The sequence below is a fragment of the Enterococcus termitis genome, from assembly GCF_001730305.1.
GTDB classification, from domain to species: domain Bacteria; phylum Bacillota; class Bacilli; order Lactobacillales; family Enterococcaceae; genus Enterococcus_L; species Enterococcus_L termitis.
In genome coordinates, this window is record NZ_MIJY01000045.1 from 154,857 (window position 1) to 171,510 (window position 16,654).

At 35.8% G+C, this 16,654-nt stretch carries 17 protein-coding genes and 1 other annotated feature (1 of these 18 running past the window's edge); of the genes, 14 read left to right on the plus strand and 3 right to left on the minus strand.

What is annotated here, in order from left to right; genetic code table 11:
• Positions 1–23: 23 nt before the first annotated feature.
• The 3 genes from BCR25_RS17360 to BCR25_RS17370 all read right to left on the minus strand — a co-directional run bounded on the left by BCR25_RS17360 (position 24) and on the right by BCR25_RS17370 (position 3,913).
• Positions 24–1,607 carry an ABC transporter gene (locus BCR25_RS17360; protein WP_069664873.1) on the minus strand — a complete coding sequence of 528 codons (1,584 nt, stop codon included), beginning with the start codon at positions 1,605–1,607 and terminating at the stop codon, positions 24–26.
• On the minus strand, positions 1,600–2,364 hold the full coding sequence (locus BCR25_RS17365) for an ABC transporter ATP-binding protein (protein WP_069664874.1): 765 nt from the start codon (positions 2,362–2,364) through the stop codon (positions 1,600–1,602). Before BCR25_RS17365 ends, BCR25_RS17360 begins: the two co-directional genes overlap by 8 nt.
• A gap of 187 nt (positions 2,365–2,551) precedes the next feature.
• On the minus strand, positions 2,552–3,913 hold the full coding sequence (locus tag BCR25_RS17370) for an aspartate kinase (protein ID WP_069664875.1): 1,362 nt from the start codon (positions 3,911–3,913) through the stop codon (positions 2,552–2,554).
• A gap of 192 nt (positions 3,914–4,105) precedes the next feature.
• Between BCR25_RS17370 and BCR25_RS17375 the strand changes: the two genes are divergently transcribed.
• The 14 genes from BCR25_RS17375 (at position 4,106) to BCR25_RS21015 (ending at position 15,958) form a co-directional block, all read left to right on the plus strand.
• Positions 4,106–4,780: an HAD family hydrolase gene (locus BCR25_RS17375; RefSeq protein ID WP_069664876.1), complete on the plus strand. Its 675-nt coding sequence runs from the start codon at positions 4,106–4,108 to the stop codon at positions 4,778–4,780.
• Positions 4,781–5,000: 220 nt separating this feature from the next.
• A complete protein-coding gene (ezrA, locus tag BCR25_RS17380; protein ID WP_069664877.1) occupies positions 5,001–6,722 on the plus strand; it encodes a septation ring formation regulator EzrA in 1,722 nt (573 codons plus the stop codon).
• 157 nt (positions 6,723–6,879) lie between these two features.
• Positions 6,880–8,025, plus strand: a complete 1,146-nt coding sequence (locus BCR25_RS17385) for a cysteine desulfurase family protein (protein WP_069664878.1) — start codon at positions 6,880–6,882, stop codon at positions 8,023–8,025.
• A 217-nt stretch (positions 8,026–8,242) separates the two neighbouring features.
• Positions 8,243–8,383 carry a hypothetical protein gene (locus BCR25_RS20505; protein WP_169819036.1) on the plus strand — a complete coding sequence of 47 codons (141 nt, stop codon included), beginning with the start codon at positions 8,243–8,245 and terminating at the stop codon, positions 8,381–8,383.
• Between the two features lie 160 nt (positions 8,384–8,543).
• The gene (gene thiI, locus BCR25_RS17390) at positions 8,544–9,749 is read left to right on the plus strand and encodes a tRNA uracil 4-sulfurtransferase ThiI (protein ID WP_069664879.1); all 1,206 of its coding nucleotides are present in this window, start codon (positions 8,544–8,546) and stop codon (positions 9,747–9,749) included.
• 154 nt (positions 9,750–9,903) lie between these two features.
• Complete coding sequence (locus BCR25_RS17395) at positions 9,904–10,557, plus strand: redox-sensing transcriptional repressor Rex (protein ID WP_069664880.1); 654 nt, start codon at positions 9,904–9,906, stop codon at positions 10,555–10,557.
• Between the two features lie 110 nt (positions 10,558–10,667).
• A complete protein-coding gene (tpx, locus tag BCR25_RS17400; RefSeq protein WP_069664881.1) occupies positions 10,668–11,159 on the plus strand; it encodes a thiol peroxidase in 492 nt (163 codons plus the stop codon).
• 544 nt (positions 11,160–11,703) lie between these two features.
• Positions 11,704–12,207, plus strand: coding sequence for a hypothetical protein (locus tag BCR25_RS17405; RefSeq protein WP_139124616.1), 504 nt, complete (start codon positions 11,704–11,706; stop codon positions 12,205–12,207).
• A gap of 311 nt (positions 12,208–12,518) precedes the next feature.
• Positions 12,519–12,992 (plus strand): hypothetical protein, encoded by a 474-nt coding sequence (locus tag BCR25_RS17410; protein ID WP_139124617.1) that lies wholly within the window; start codon positions 12,519–12,521, stop codon positions 12,990–12,992.
• Complete coding sequence (locus tag BCR25_RS17415; RefSeq protein WP_083242744.1) at positions 12,974–13,246, plus strand: hypothetical protein; 273 nt, start codon at positions 12,974–12,976, stop codon at positions 13,244–13,246. Before BCR25_RS17410 ends, BCR25_RS17415 begins: the two co-directional genes overlap by 19 nt.
• A 3-nt stretch (positions 13,247–13,249) precedes the next feature.
• Positions 13,250–13,795, plus strand: coding sequence for a hypothetical protein (locus BCR25_RS17420; RefSeq protein ID WP_069664884.1), 546 nt, complete (start codon positions 13,250–13,252; stop codon positions 13,793–13,795).
• A gap of 1 nt (position 13,796) precedes the next feature.
• Positions 13,797–15,008: a hypothetical protein gene (locus BCR25_RS17425; RefSeq protein ID WP_083242745.1), complete on the plus strand. Its 1,212-nt coding sequence runs from the start codon at positions 13,797–13,799 to the stop codon at positions 15,006–15,008.
• 129 nt (positions 15,009–15,137) lie between these two features.
• A complete protein-coding gene (locus BCR25_RS17430; protein ID WP_069664885.1) occupies positions 15,138–15,671 on the plus strand; it encodes a DUF1307 domain-containing protein in 534 nt (177 codons plus the stop codon).
• A gap of 161 nt (positions 15,672–15,832) precedes the next feature.
• Positions 15,833–15,958, plus strand: coding sequence for a S26 family signal peptidase (locus BCR25_RS21015; protein WP_379975169.1), 126 nt, complete (start codon positions 15,833–15,835; stop codon positions 15,956–15,958).
• A 537-nt stretch (positions 15,959–16,495) separates the two neighbouring features.
• Positions 16,496–16,654 (plus strand) — a binding site (T-box leader) (it continues 66 nt past the right edge of the window).

Sequence of the window (16,654 nt, forward strand, 5' to 3'; positions counted from 1 at the left end):
AGCAGCTCCTAGTCCAGCTTTTTTTAATCGAATCGATTCCAGAAAGTTTTTTGATAATGATGAATACTCAGCGCACTAATCAGTATAACAATCATCAGTACAGTGATATTTAATGGCAAAAACGGCAAAGAGACAGCTGCAAAGCCATAAAGAAGTAAAAGGATAATACTTCCAAAAATACCAAGCATCATCGTTAAAACCAGACCGCTATTACCATTTCCGCGACTAAAAAGCTGAGTGATATTTGTCCAATCTAATAATAACAAGCGATGATCTCTGGCAAAATATCGTAAACAAAGTAAGTAGCTTCCTAAACTAGCTCCGATAAGGAGACTAATCAGAAAAGGAATAGGAAGATGAAATAAAAGTCCGCCGATCAATGCGATTGCATCAGTCAGAATCGCTTGGGTTATAAGTCCGACAATAAATTTTTGTTTCATGTAATTACGCATCGAAACAGGTAATGTGCGCATAAAATGGAAGTTCTCTTGATCTAATGAAATCAGATTACTAATAAAAGAAGTTTGATTCGTTGTCAAAACCGCCAGCGCTACCCCAGCCAAAAAGACCACTCCGATAAAGCGCATGTCCAATCGACTTAAATCCAAGGCTCCGCTAAAAGCAAACGTTACGATGAAAATCACCGGCATTAGCAATGAACTGGAGAGAACCTGCATAATCAAATTTGGTTCTTTTAGCAGTTGTTTATTATAATTGATAAGTAATTGGTTCAAGGTTTGATTCTTTTTATGCTTACGACGGCTGATACCAGTGGCAGCAGAAGCATCCGCTAACTGTTCATAAAGTTTTGGTAAAATCAATACTTTGATGATGCCTAATAATAAGGCAAGTAGTAGTAGTAATCCAGCAAAACTAATGAGACCAGCAGTTGAAAAGGGCTTGGAAGCAATAGTGAAAATCGGCAGTAGCAGGCGAATCGGCTGGCGATCAATCTGACCACTCTCAATTGAGGGAGATTGGGCATTCATTGCCAAAATCCCGATGATAGCAATAGCCATTGAAATACCCAACAATAGACTGGTTACGACCTTCTTATGTTTTTTAAAAAAGGCCGTTCTAGTCAAACCAAAGACGATCAAACAACAAATCGAAAACGTAACTGCTATGATCAAAGTAAAAAGAATAACCGAAAGAATCAACGTCACAGGCGGGAAAATTCCAGAACGCCAGCCTGTCAATAAAAAGACGACAAACATCGGAAAGACAAACGGAATGACTGTTAAAACCACGACTAGAATTTTAGCAGAAAAAATAGTACTTTGACGAAAAGGTAAAGGTAAATAAGCGGGTAAGTCCTGACTTTCAAAAAAAACATTATAAATCACTGAAATCCCTTGAGAAAAAGCTAAGATACCAAACAAAGCCACATAATAGGTAAAAAGACCAGGCATTGTTGAAAAATCAATGATAAACATCGACATACCGTAAATGAACAAAAATAAAACACCTGAGAGCAAGTATTGATTGATCAACGATCGGGTCAGCGCTTTTCCGCTTTTTCCCTTTTTACGCGCACGGTCTGTCACTTGAGGATTGGCATACCTCAAATTGACTCTCGTTAATTCAAACAGCTGTTTCTTATTCATACATTTCACCTGCACTATCGCTATCCACTTGTGCATCAGATTGACGTCCAACCATTTTTAAATAGATGGCTTCCAAAGATTCATTAGGAGATTCTTCCAGTAAATTTGCTACAGAGCCATTGTAAATCAACTCACCTTTTTTTAAGATTGCCAGCTCATCACACAACTGTTCTGCGGTATCTAGAGCATGAGTAGAAAAGATAACTGTCTTTCCCTTAGCGGCATGGGCTTTCATCATTTCTTTTAAGTCAAAAGCGGCTTGCGGATCTAACCCTTGTAGGGGTTCATCCAAGATCCAAATATCCGGATCAGGTAACAACGCACCAATAATAATTGTTTTTTGACGCATACCATGAGAAAAGCTGGCTAGTGTTTCCTCTTGATGACTGGCCATATCAAATAACGCGATCAACTCATTTAAACGCTGTTGTTGTTTTGAAGAGTCAAGCTCATATGCTGCACCAATCAAGTCCCAGTATTCACCAGCGGTTAATTGCAAAAAGATATCTGGTGTATCTGGTACGTAGGCAATTTTTTTCTTGATCGCTTCTCGATGTTCCGCTAAAAGTAAGCCATCAACTGTGATTGAACCGCTGGACGGCTGGATGATGCTCACAAGACTTTTGATCGTTGTTGATTTTCCTGCACCATTATGTCCTAAAAAACCAAAAATTTCTCCCTGTTTAATGGTTAAATTTAATTCTTTTAATGCCTGCTTTGTTCCATAATTTTTAGTAACGTTAACCAATTCAATCATAAATCTCCCACCTTTTCTTAATCATTTCATTGTTATTATTGTACTCCTATCGTTCTTCGAATAAAACATGATTTGTAGAAAAAAGCATACTGATTGGGCTTAACGAGATAAAACTTGCCAGCTTTCAGTACGCTTTTTATAGGTAATCTAACGGATTATGTTGTAGCTTATTTTTAGACAGCCTTCATCAAGAATGAACATCTGCAAAGAAAGTCTGATACAATGCTTGGATCGCTTTTTTCTCCTGATCTTCACGAATACCAAACATGATACTGACCTCTGAAGAACCTTGGTTGATCATTTCCAAGTTGATTCTATTTTGTGCTAAGGCCGCTGTACTGTCAGCCATGACCCCGATCCGCTGACGCATTCCTTCACCCACGATCATCAACATTGACAGACCATGTGTGATGCGCAACTCATCTGGCTCAAGTTCAAGCTCTAAACGTTTCATCAACTGTTCCTCGATCTCGATCGACAGTTGTCGTTCTCTTAAAATGATAGAAATATCATCGATCCCAGACGGCATATGCTCATAACTTAGTCCTAATTCCTCTAAAATCTGTAATAGACGGCGCCCAAATCCTAACTCTCTATTCATTAAATATTTACTAATATAAATGCTGGCAAAACCTTGATCGCTGGCGATTCCAACGACCGGATCATGTTTGACCATCCGAGAAGTGGTAATCAAAGTACCTGGGTGTGTTGGATTATTGGTATTTTTGATTACTACTGGAATATTAGCACGGTATGCGGGCATCAGAGCTTCATCGTGAAGGACTGCAAATCCTGCATAAGCTAATTCACGCATTTCCCGATAGGTCAATTCATTGATGGTTTTCGGCTCACGAACGATACCTGGGTGTGCGACAAAAATCCCATCAACATCGGTAAAGTTTTCATAGATATTCGCCTCGACACCAGCAGCCACAATTGATCCAGTAATGTCTGACCCGCCTCTGGAAAATGTACAAATGTCACCTGTCTCAGTAAAGCCGAAAAATCCTGGGATAACTAAGATTTCTTCGGTTGCTTTAAACGCGTTGATTTTGTTTAAAGAAGAAGGTAAAATTCGAGCATTTCCCGGTTCGTCTGTTACAATTAGCCCAAGCTCTAAAGGACTTATGTAACGAGCATTCAAGCCGCGTTGTTGGAAGAAGGCAGCGACTAATTTTGCATTATTATCTTCACCACTCGCTAAAAAGGCATCTGCAAGATGCGGGTTATTTTCTTTGGGCAACGTTGCTAATTGCTGAATTGCCTGTGTGATATCTGATAAAATTTCTTTACTTAGGTTTAGTTCATCTAAAATTGCTTCGTAACGGGCAACTATTTTTTCGACAAGCTCTGTCGTAGATTCACTGTTTAAATAAGCATTATAGTAAGCGATCAATAGATCTGTTACTTTAATATCTTCCGAAGAACGCTTGCCAGGAGCTGAAACAACAACGAGCTTTCGTGAAGCGTCTTCTTTTACAATAGTTAAGACTTTTTCTAGCTGAGTAGCAGAAGCAAGAGAGCTGCCACCGAATTTTATGACTTTCACTTTTTTCACTCCTAATTTTAATAAATTTTTCATTAATAGTAAAAGAATACCGAAATATCTATGGAAAAGCAACTACTAAAAGACTAAAAAATGTTAGTTTTCTGTTATTTTTCAACAAATTTCTTCATTTTTGTTCAATCTTTTGTTAGACTAGTAAAGTTGGACAAGAATGGAAGTAGAGGGAGCGCAAAAATGACGCAGAAATATGAAGGAATCATTTTCGATATGGATGGTGTATTAGTCGACAGTGAAACATTTTACTATCAGCGTCGCAAAGCTTTTCTTGAAGAATATGACTTATCTATAGAAGGGTTACCGATTCAGCAATTTGTTGGCGCAGACATGCGCAGCTTATGGCGACCGATCCTCGAGGTAAATGAGACTCATTATGACGAAGCCTTTTTGACGGAAAAATATCATCACTATAAAATCAAACATCCGATCGACTACAGCGATTCGATTGAACCAAATGCAAAACGTGTTTTACAGTTTTTGAAAAGAAAAGGGTACAAGATCGGTTTAGCCTCATCTTCAAAAATGGATGTGATTCAAGAAGTCTTGAAACTTGGACAATTAACGAGCTTTTTTGATGTAATTGTGACAGGATCCGAATTAGAGAAAAGTAAACCTGATCCCAAGATTTACGAATTTACAGCACAAGAACTAGGGCTAGCGCCAGAAAAATGTTTAGCAATCGAAGATTCCGAAAAAGGTATTCGATCCGCACATGATGCAGGTGCAACTGTTTGGGCTTTGAAAGATACCCAATTTGGCATGGATCAGACATTAGCAGATGAGCGGTTGGACTCTTTAAGTGATGTGTGTAAAAAGTTGCAAGAGATGGAGCAAATAGGTTACACTTGCTAATAGTTGATCAAAAAACGAATGAATATTACAAACTAAAAACATTTCTTAAAAAAATAGAATTAATTAGTGCTTGAAAGAACGGTTTGTGATATAATTTTCTGTAGGTGTTTTTAAGGAAATTTTAGTAGATAAGAGAATTGTATGGTCATAGAAATCAGAAGATTTCCTTTTTGATGATGAGCATATATCATATATGGACTAATAAACGGAGGTTCCCTGAATGAAGAATAATCTGATCATTATCGTAGTTTTAGCTATAATAATTATCGCAGCTGTTTTGTATTTAGTTGGTTTTTTTATGAGAAAGAAAAATCAAATGAAACTCGATAATCTGGAAAAGAGGAAAGAAGAACTATTTGACTTACCGGTTATTGAAGAAGTAGACGATGTCAAAAAGATGCACATGGTCGGTCAAAGTCAAAATACGTTTAGAGAATGGAATCAACGTTGGACAGAGATTTCTACTCGCTCTTTTGCAGAATTAGAAAGTCAGATATTTGAAGTTGAAAATCTAAACGAAACCTTCCGTTTTATGAAAGCAAAAAAAGCAGTTGCTGAAGCTGAAGAAACGATGAATGAGATGGAATCAGAAGTTGAGATCATTCGTAACGGACTGAAAGAATTACGTGAAAGTGAAGAGCGTAATTCACTTGAAGTTCAAAAAGCTTTGGATGTTTACGAAGAATTAAGCAAACTGCTTCATGATGAAAAAGCTGAATTCGGTTCTGCTTATCCAGAACTGCAAAAACAAATCAAAAATATCGAGATTGAATTTACTCAGTTTGTTACTTTAAATACATCTGGAGATCCGATCGAAGCGCGTGAAGTTTTAGAAAATGCAGAACGTCATACGTATGAGTTAGATGATGTCATGAAACGCATTCCGCCACTTTATGATGAGCTTACGAGAACCTTCCCAGATCAGTTGAAAGAAATTGAAGAAGGCTACAAACGTCTGCTTGCAGATCATTATGTCTTCCCAGAAAAGAACTTTACTGAAGAATTGAGACGCGTTCAAAAACGTGTGAAAAATTCAACAGTCGATCTAGAAAAAACTGAAGTTGACGCAGTAGAAGTTGCTAACCGTGACACAGCCAATGCCATCGATGCATTATATGAAATCATGGAACGTGAGATCAATGCGAAAAAATACGTGGTTACAAATCACAAAGTTGTGGGAGATTATATCGCTCATGCATTGAAAAACAATCGCCAGTTGATGATCGAATTGGATCATACGTCTCAAAGCTATACATTGAATCATAATGAATTAGGACGATCAAGAGGATTCCAATCAGAGATCGAAGAATTGATTCGCCGCTATGAAGATTTTGAACCAAAACTAAACGAACACACGATTCCTTATTCAGAAGTTCAAGCATTCTTTAAAGATTGCTATAAAATTCTTGATGATATCGAAAATCAACAAGTTGAGATCGATGATTCATTAAAAGAACTACGTAAAGGTGAAAAAATCGCACAAGAAAAAGTGGATCAATATGATTTCCGTTTACGCAACATCAAACGTTATGTTGAAAAACAACGTTTACCAGGCTTACCAGCTGATTATTTAGAATTTTTCTTTGTAGCGACAGATCGTATCGAAGAGCTAAGTAAAGCACTGAATCGAATCCGTATCAATATGGAAGAGATCAAGAAGCTTTCTGATCTTTGTAATGAAGATTTGGAGTTATTAGACAAAAAAACCAACGATTTGGTCAATTCAGCAGCCTTGACAGAACAAATGATGCAGTATGCTAATCGTTATCGTCACACACATGAAGCAATTCGTGTGGCAATGGAAAATAGCTTAGAATTATTCTCAAAAGAATACAGATATCAAGATGCATTGGATGAAATTGGAACAGCTCTTGAAAGAGTAGAACCAGGTGCATTTAGAAGAATTGAAGATTTCTATTTCAATAATCTTGACGCAATATAAAAAACGAGATTAAAAAAGCGTTTATTCGGATTTTAGGAGGCTAAGATGTAACTCGCAGAGTTATGTCATAGCCCCTTTTCTTTTGATGATTTAGTTGAACTGCTAAATTGAAAAGTATATAATGGGAAAGAATTTCAAAGAGAAGAAGGTTAATAAAATGATCTATTTTGATAATAGTGCAACAACTCCAATTTATCCACAAGCATTAGATACCTATATAAAAACTAGTCAACGCATCATCGGCAATCCTTCAAGTCTTCATGATTTAGGCACACAAGCTGGACGATTGTTGGAACAGGCACGTAAGCAAATTGCAGAATTGATGCAAGTAAAAACAAATGAAATCTTCTTCACTAGCAGCGGTACTGAAGGAGACAACTGGGTATTGAAAGGAACGGCTTTAGAGAAGAAAAAGTTCGGTCGGCATATTATTATTTCAGGAGTAGAACATCCTGCTGTAGCAGAAACTGCTGCACAATTAGCGGAAAATGGGTTTGACTTGTCGATCGCACCAGTCGATGACAATGGACGTGTTCAGGTAGATGAGTTAAACAAACTGATTCGCAAAGATACAATACTTGTTTCGATCATGGCAGTGAATAATGAGGTTGGCACTATTCAACCAATTCAAGAAATCAGTCACTGTTTAGCAGCGTATCCAACAATTCATTTTCATGTGGATGCGGTTCAGGCAATTGGAAAAGTACCAAAAGAACAATGGTTGACAGATAGAGTCGATTTTGCAACTTTTTCAGCACACAAATTTCATGGTCCCAGAGGTGTAGGCTTTATCTATTGGAAGCATGGTCGCAAGTTAGCGCCTCTTTTGAATGGCGGCGGACAAGAAAATAATCAGCGTAGTGGAACAGAAAATGTTGCCGGCATCGTTTCAATGGCAAAAGCGCTTCGCTTGTACATGGATAAAAAGCAGGAAAAACCAGAACACACAGCGATTATTCGCCGTTATCTGATCGAAGCTCTACAGGAATATAAGAATGTCACAGTCTTTTCAAAAGCAACGGCTGATTTTGCTCCTCATATTTTATGCTTTGCACTAAAAGGAGTTCGTGGGGAAGTCCTTGTTCATGCCTTGGAAGAAAAACAAATCTATACATCAACAACCAGTGCCTGCTCTAGTCGAAAAAAAATGGCAAGCAGCACCTTGCATGCAATGAAGGTACCAGATTCACTAGCAACCTCTGCTATTCGTGTGAGCTTAGATGAGAGCAATACGATTGCAGAAGCTGAACAGTTCATGGTCATCTTTAACCAGCTATATATAAAATTTGCAGTATTAAATTAGAGAAACGCAAAGACAATGATTGTTAGGTAAGACTGATAATCATTGTTTTTCCATTACTTGACTTATTACAGAAAATTGCGCACTCGTTTCGAAGGAAGAATAGGGATAGGTAAAAATGCAGTGTTCTGATGCTGCTAAAGGACATGTACACGATTTAGGTTGATAAGCTTGGCAAAGTGATGCTTACTATATTGAAATTGTTGGAGAAAGTAAACTTATGGGACAAGAAGAGTACAATCAACTCATAAACGCATTATCCGACGGCGCTACACTTGTCAGTCATGCTGACGTACTAGCGGATGTAGTCAGAGACAAAGGTCATGATCCCAAAGCTCCGAATTTCAAAGATTCTAAATAAGGATAGGGTACTAGTGTTTTGGAATTAGATATTTAAAAATGTAAAACTCTATGTTATAGTAATTCAAGCAAACATCTATTGTTAGTATTTTAAGATAATTAAAGATAGTTGCTTTAGAAACGTTGATAAATCAAGCTTTATAAAGAAGGAATGAATAATTTTGAACTATACAGAAGTCATGGTTCGTTACGGCGAACTTTCAACAAAGGGTAAAAATAGAAAAACCTTTATCTCTCAACTTGCGCAAAATGTGAAGCGTACGCTAGGCGATTTTCCTGCAGTTAAAATCCATGCTGATCGTGATCGAATGCACCTATTGCTCAATGGAGAAGACAGTAGCTTAATTATTCCGAAGCTGGAAAAAGTCTTTGGCATTCAAAACTTTTCCCCAAGTATTCGTGTGGAGAAAACATTACCTGCTATTCGAGAGATGGTACAAACAATCATTAAGGAAGTTTATCAGCCAGGACAATCTTTTAAAATCACTTCAAAACGTTCAGACCATGATTTTGAATTAGACTCAAATGAACTGAATCGTGAACTTGGCGGCGCCGTTTTTGAGGTTTTTCCTGAGATTGCTGTACAGATGAAAAAGCCAGATATCAATATTCGAATCGAGATTCGCAAGGAGGGTGCTTACCTTTCCTATGAAACCATTCGAGGGGCTGGCGGTTTACCAGTAGGTACAGGCGGTCGCGGTATGTTGATGCTATCAGGTGGCATTGATTCTCCTGTCGCAGGCTACTTAGCAATGAAGCGTGGTGTGGAAGTTGAAGCGGTCCATTTTGCCAGCCCGCCATACACTAGTGAACAAGCTTTGCAAAAAGCCAAGGACTTAGCTGCAAAAATCGCTCCATATGGTGGCAGTATGCAATTTATTGAGGTGCCTTTTACAGAGATCCAAGAAGAGATCAAACGAGTAGTACCAGAAGGCTATCTAATGACGGTTACACGTCGAATGATGCTGCGCCTGACAGATGCGATTCGAGAAGAACGAAAAGGATTAGTGATTATCAATGGCGAATCTTTAGGTCAAGTAGCCTCTCAAACACTCCAAAGTATGGTAGCAATCAATGAGGTAACGACAACCCCGATCATTAGACCTGTAGTTTCAATGGACAAAGGTGAGATCATTGAGATTGCTGAAAAGATTGATACATTTGAATTGGCCATCCAGCCATTTGAAGATTGTTGTACGATTTTCGCACCACCACAGCCAAAAACGAGACCAAAATTAGAAAAAGCCCAATCTTTTGAAGCACGTTTAGATATAGAAGGATTGATGGCTCGAGCAATGGCTGGGTTAAAAGTTAGTGAAATTACAGAAATTAGTGAGCAGGAAGAAGAATTTTCTGACTTATTATAAAAGTTGAAAGAATGGACTTGATAACGCTATCGAGTCTATTCTTTTTGTTTATTAAGTTTTTCTCATATCTGCTCTCTTTTTCACAAACAAGTTGCTCCATTCTTGGAAGCATGCTAAACTATATATGTGAAATAAGTAACAAGGAGAGCTGAAAATGAAAGAATTACATAAAGAAAAAAAGATGCCAAAAGCAACAGCAAAGCGACTGCCGCTTTATTTGCGCTACTTAAAAATGCTGGGAGATTCAGGAGTTACTAGAATAAAATCAAAAGAATTCAGTGATGTGATTCAAGTTCCGCCAGCAACGATCCGTCGTGACTTTTCTCACTTAGGTGAGCTGGGACGAAGTGGCTATGGATATGACGTACCGTATTTGATCGATGTATTTAGTCATATCTTAAACACACAGGAAGAAAAAAGAATTGCTCTGATCGGTTGCGGGAATTTAGGAAAGGCCCTAGTCAAAAATAATTTCCGCCGCAACGAGAATTTGAATATTGTCTGTGCATTTGATACCTCTGAGGCAATTATTGGCTTATCGATCGATGATATTGTGATTCAACCAATGGAAAAATTAAAAGAAGAAGTTGAAAAAACAGGAGTGACTGTTGCGATTTCAACCGTACCAAGTCAGTATGCCCAAGAAGCGATCGACAAAATTGTTGAAGCAGGAATCACAGCTGTTTTAAATTTTGCCCCCGATCGAGTGATTGTGCCTCATAATGTGAATGTTCAATATATTGATTTGACTACAGAGCTGCAAACCTTGATTTATTTTGATGAAACGTTCACCAGCAACAAGGTTTAAAAGCAAGAACATTGTTATCTGCATTTCCTTCCACTATACTGAATAGAGAGAATAGAATGTATTTTGTCGAGTATTACAAGCTCAAATGACTTTAAGGGAGGAAATAGTTAATGAAAGTAACAAAAAAAGGTGAAGAAGTAGAAATCATAGGTGTACAACCAGAAGTAGGAACTAAGGCGCCAAATTTTTCGTTAAAAAATTTAACAGATGAAGTCGTCAATCTATCCGACTTTTCAGGTACGCCAGTTTTGATCAGTGTTGTACCAGATATCGATACTAGAGTATGCTCATTACAAACAAAGCGTTTTAATGAGGAAGCAGCTAAGATCGAGGGCGTAAAATTTATTACGATTTCTAATAACACGAAAGAGGAACAAGCAAATTGGTGTGCTGCTGAAGGTGTAGATATGGAAATCTTACATGACACAGACGGAACATTTGGTGAAGCTTATGGACTATTTATTCCAGCAATGGGTCGCCTAGCCCGCGTGATTTTCGTGATTGATAAAGAGGGAAAAATCATTTATGAAGCAATTTCGACTGAAATTTCAGAAGAACCAGACTACAATGCTGCTTTAGAAAAAGCAAAAAATGCTCGTTGATTCCAACTTGAATTAAATGGATACAAAAGGTTTCGAGAAGGGACAGAAGTGTTTGATCCCAAGAAGCTGTATGCGTTAGCTGATGTGATTGACGTGAAGCATAGTGATTGCTTCGGCTATCTTTTATCCTGATACCACATGAGTGGGATATGACCTAAAAAGTCATGTCCTACTCATTTTTTGTTGTCACCATTACTAAATAATCAAAGACTTTTCAATTATAGATATCGTACTTCGGAGAAAATAAAAGAAAGGATGAAAGTAATAAGTATGGTTTTAGTAAGATAGAAGCTTAAGCAGAATTTTAATCGATTTTATGCGTTAGCTCGAAAAGATTTATATGAGAAAAATTATACGTTTTTTCATTTAAACAAGATTAAAAAAAAAATTACGTTAGGATAAAAAATAAAAATAGCATTTTTATATAAAAAAGTTAAATAAATCCTTAAGACTAGAGAGATAATAGATAATTATTTTAAGTAATTAGCTATAATTACTTCTGTTTGAACACGACAAATAATTAAGGGAAAGGGAGTATGTGAATTTGAAAAGAATAATTAAGATGTTGATGGTGGTGTTTCTTTTGATGCTCACTGGTTGCTCAAATAACAGTGTCAGTACCTCAAAAAAAGAAGTGATGAAAACTGATAATGGTAATTTTGAAATAGAAGTTGCCAAAGGGTTTAAGGCCGGAACAGACGATGCAGACTTGAGTTTTTATGCGGAAAGTAAAGACAGTTACTTGGCTGTACAAAGTGAAGACAAGGCAGATTTTGAGTCATGGGAAACATATTACGAGCAAAGAAAAAGTAATATTATTGAAAGTTACAATGATCCTGACATGAAAGAAAGTTCCTTAAAAGATAGTAAAGGTAGTCGTTTTCAATTTCCCTATTCAGAAGACGGAGTAAATTTAGAACTTATTTGTGAGATTGTAGAATCTGATAATTATTATGTAACAAAAATTGGAACGGTACCAAAAAGCAAAAAACAAAAAGAAGAACAAAGAGTGATCCAAATGATGGAAAGTATCAAAGAAGTTGACTAGATGGTAAAAATAGGTCAAAAATCCAGAGGATATAAATGTGTGGGTGTTCAGTAAGTAGCTCTTCAAAATTGAAACGTGAAGTAAGTGATAGTTACACGAATAGTAGCGATTTCTGTTTCACATAAATGAAGAAGCTCTGCTTGTCTGTATTGATTTGGAGTATTTTTTTGTATACGTAAAAAAGAGCGTTTTCTATTTGCGTGTTCTTCGAGACTTATTTTTAAAGATAAAAATTTGAGTACAAACGATTACTAAAGGAGAAAAATGGGAAAGAAAGGACTTTATTTGTGGGAATTATTTGGGGATGTGTGATGTTTGTAGTGGCTTTGTTGCTATTCATAGTGTCTAAAGAAGGGGCAAATCAAAATAAAATCAATCAATTAGTATTGAAAAAGAGCAAAAAAATAGCCTATATTCGAGCGAAACCAACCGTGATTATTCATGAAATCAATGGTAAAAATTGGATAAATAAACTAGCTGAATATACTCACAATGTTGGACAAGAGGCTGTTGTAAAAACGGGGAAAGTAAACTTTGTGTTATCCTATCGTAAGACAAGCGGTATTCCAGGGATGATAAAGATCCATAAATATGCAAAAGCGGTTCCTTTAACTGTACAAGTAAGAATAGCACAAATGTATGAAATTTATTTCAATCGCAAAAAGAAGGAATTTTGTGTAAAAGAAGTAAAAAAAATGATATGGACAACTCCTTTGTACAAACGATTTAAGAAAAAAATGGAGGTCACAAATAAGGAGAATGAAACATGGAACAAAAGGAATTGAATGAAGAAATAACTGAAATTCAGACAAAGAGAACAGTGAGATTAGCACAATTATTTATTTCTACGATTTGGTTTTGTCTAACGGGATTCATTTTAATATCCTACCTGACAAATTCGTTGGATGAATTCTATGTGCCGCAAATTATTGGCTGGCTTTATGATTTAGTTGGAATTTTGCCAGCTTCAATTATTCAATTGACCATAACGTTGGTAGGAATTTGTACTAGTTTCCCTAAAAAGAAAGTAGAGAACTAGCCAATGGTTTTTTTTTATGAAAAAACAGATATGCTAAGAAAAAATCGATCTCGTATTGTGATGGCAATACTATTAGTGATAATAGCGCTTCTGGGGAAATTTAATTCTATGATTAACAGCTTTTTGAAAAAATATTTGGTAGAACAAGGTTATCATTTTTTCAATGATTTCTTTTGGTTGATTCTCATTGTACTAGGACTGGGTATATTAGTCAGCCTAGTTGTTTTAAGAGGTAAGTATAAGTCATTTAAAATAGGTGTACATGCTTTGCGTGTCGAGACAAGTAAGCAAGAAAAGTTACAATGGCCTTATAGCGAAATGAGACTAGAAATTGACAAAAGAGCTGGGGCATTACACATAGGTTTAAAAACAACAAAAGAGATTACATTGTACCCCAATGATATCAAAGAGCTATCTCTAATGAGCCATCTGTTGATAAAAAAGGTGATGGAAGCTGGAGGAGTATTAGAATATAATGCTTTGGATTATGTCAAAGCACGTAAAATAAGACAAAAAGAAAAAGGTATAGGTAATAAAAAGGAGAAATAACGTGAAAAAAATTGGTTTGTATATTTCAATGGGGATCTTGCTGTTTTTAGTAACTGCTTGTGGATCAGATCCAAGAGAACAGTTTATAAATGAACTTTCAAATGTGTGGAGTAAAGAATATAATGCTGCTGCTTTTGAGATCAAAATAAAAGAGTTGAGTTACGAGGGGAATAAAGATGACTTACGTATGAAGATGCTTATGAATCAGTTAAAAATGCTAAGTATTGAAGGAAAATATGCAATCGATGCAGTAGATGATACCTTCGAAATGGAAGTAACCGCTAATATACTTGATGAGAAGTTACCGCTAAAATATATAGGGAATAAGAATGACTATTACGTATCAACAAGCTTTGTTTCTGGTGCGATCAATCTTGCCAAATCCTTTGATTATCCGCTGGAACTTAGAGAAAACCAAGCGAAAAAAATAGAAGGAAAGTATATTGAAATTGGAAAAGTGGAAGAAGCTTTGGGTTTTGAAGACTCAAATGAAACAGTCAATCCATTTAAAGACGCTGCTTCGCTTAAGAAAAAAGAAGAGAAAATAGCAAGAGAAATGAAAAAAGTAATAGAAAACTTTGATCAAAAGACTTTTAAAAAAGAGAACGATATGCTGAAACATACATTTACAAAAGCAGAAATAATTAAGCTTTTAGAAAAAATAAATGCAATTGCAGCGCAAGAAGATAATTATAAAGAATCAGAGTATAAAAAAGACAGCGACGAGTTTATAAAGGAATTAAAAAGCAATTCGCAAAAGCTGGACGTAGCAGTCAAAATCAATCAAAAAACAAAAAAAATGGACATGGAGATCACTGTTCCGCTAAGCGTAGAAGAGAATAATAAATCTATTCTTACGGTTATGTATTCAATCACACCACAAAAAAAGACAAAGAAAATCAAAATGCCAAGCGAGAAAGAAATACTTTCTAAGGAAGAGTTACAGGAAATTTTGTTTACGGCAACTTTAGATGATGATAGCTATTTAGATGAAGCAGTAGAATCAGGAGAATATGAAAATGATCCAGAAGTTCAGCAGTTACTGAATGAAAAAATCGATGAAATAATTCAAGATATCGAAGAAAATCCAGAAATGATTACCGAAGAATCAGCAAAAGAAATTAAAGAAAGTGTTGCAGAGATTTTTACTGAAGAACAAATGGATAAATTAAATACAGCACTGGATAACACATTAGCTTCAAAACTGCTCTGATTTGAGGTAGTCAATGCTTACATTTACATGATGAAGACGATAAACTAATCGATCACTGGTATTAAAAATGAATCTTTTGATTGATAGAATAAAAGAGCAGATTTTAATAAAGATAAGGAGAGTTTTAAGATGAAAAAATATTTATTTGGCACATCACTGGTTATTTTGGCAACGATTTTAGCTGCTTGTGGAGGTAATGAGTCAGCTACATCTACCTCACAATCGACTTCTACAAAAGGTACTGTAGTAGAGTCAAGCAAAGATACTTCAGTCGAAGAAAAGTCAGATGAAACAATAAAAAAATATGAAATGACGAAAGATGAAAAAACATCTTTCGTTGAATTAACGATAAAAGGTGATGGGCTTCTTAAAGAAAAGGTCACAATTGAAGGACCATTTTCTCTTGTTGATGCAGAAACAGTAGAAGAAGCGCAAGCAGCTGTAGATGAAATGGAAGAAGAGCAGGATTCAACTGAAGGTGTAACAGTTAGGTTTAGTGTCAACAATGATTCAGTTCGTTTAATAACTGAAACTGACTATCAAAAGGTTGATATAGATAGCTTAGGAATTACAGAAGATATGCTGACGAGTGATGGAAAACTTCCTTTAGCAGAAGTACGTATCCAAGATTATGAAGCAATGGGGTATGAAGAAGTGGAATAGGTAAAAAGAGAGTTTACAGAGACTATTATTCAGCAACTACAAAATTTTTTAAGTGATGAAGAATGGCGAAGTGCTTTGAGAGTACTAAACATTAATAAAGAACTATTTGATTATTATACAGAGATGATTCAATCAGATTATTTAATGAATAATTTTTGATTGTGAAATCAGAAAAAATAAATCGGTTTGATATCATTGTATACAAACATGAAAGTGAAAATTATGTTCACAGAGTAATTGGTGTGCCGGGGAATGTATTGAGTATAAAGATGATCAACTATATGTAAATGGCAGGGAAATTGAGGAACTATATTTAGACAGTAACGATGGTATAGAAAGTGCACTATCAGTATTATTATTTGGTCTAATCGAGCCCATATATATATTATGTATTATAGGGCTTAAGCTAACAACAACAGAAGAAGAGATTATTTGTGGAAATCAAAAATTTAATAAACAGGCTCACTATATCATCTTAAATGATTCTGTATACAAAAGCATAAGTAAAGATTTCTGGTGTGAATTGTTGGTCATGGATATGAATCATAAAGAAGTGTTAAAAATAAAATGTAGGTGTACAAGAAAGCAGTTTGACCGAATAATTGATGATCTAAAAGTATTGGAAGTGAAAAATCAGATAGTGCTAGTAGATCCATTTTTGGATTAGTAGCAAACAAGAATCAGCTCTTAAAATTGTTTATTGAAAAATGGAGAAAATGTGATTTAAGTTTATAGATAATTCGATTGATCAATGATAGAGCTTTTTATACATGATATAGAAATTAGGCAAATTGACGAATCACTCACTTCAATGTTAAAATGAATCAAAGACGTTGAACAAGAGGAGTATTACTGGCATCGTTTTAGAGAGAAAATCATTTGGTGGAAGATTTTCACATAACCAGTAAGAAGGTAGCTTGGGAGTCAATGATTTGAAATTTAGTAAAATGATTCGAGTCGTGATCGTTATCTCACCAATGAAG

Coding starts and splice junctions, on each gene's coding strand:
- BCR25_RS17365 (WP_069664874.1), bottom strand. CDS start 2,364: ATGATTGAATTGGTTAACGTTACTAAAAATTATGGAACAAAGCAGGCA.
- BCR25_RS17375 (WP_069664876.1), top strand. CDS start 4,106: ATGACGCAGAAATATGAAGGAATCATTTTCGATATGGATGGTGTATTA.
- ezrA (WP_069664877.1), top strand. CDS start 5,001: ATGAAGAATAATCTGATCATTATCGTAGTTTTAGCTATAATAATTATC.
- BCR25_RS17410 (WP_139124617.1), top strand. CDS start 12,519: ATGTTTGTAGTGGCTTTGTTGCTATTCATAGTGTCTAAAGAAGGGGCA.
- BCR25_RS17360 (WP_069664873.1), bottom strand. CDS start 1,607: ATGAATAAGAAACAGCTGTTTGAATTAACGAGAGTCAATTTGAGGTAT.
- BCR25_RS17420 (WP_069664884.1), top strand. CDS start 13,250: ATGGTTTTTTTTTATGAAAAAACAGATATGCTAAGAAAAAATCGATCT.
- tpx (WP_069664881.1), top strand. CDS start 10,668: ATGAAAGTAACAAAAAAAGGTGAAGAAGTAGAAATCATAGGTGTACAA.
- BCR25_RS20505 (WP_169819036.1), top strand. CDS start 8,243: ATGGGACAAGAAGAGTACAATCAACTCATAAACGCATTATCCGACGGC.
- BCR25_RS17395 (WP_069664880.1), top strand. CDS start 9,904: ATGAAAGAATTACATAAAGAAAAAAAGATGCCAAAAGCAACAGCAAAG.
- BCR25_RS17415 (WP_083242744.1), top strand. CDS start 12,974: ATGGAACAAAAGGAATTGAATGAAGAAATAACTGAAATTCAGACAAAG.
- BCR25_RS17430 (WP_069664885.1), top strand. CDS start 15,138: ATGAAAAAATATTTATTTGGCACATCACTGGTTATTTTGGCAACGATT.
- BCR25_RS17385 (WP_069664878.1), top strand. CDS start 6,880: ATGATCTATTTTGATAATAGTGCAACAACTCCAATTTATCCACAAGCA.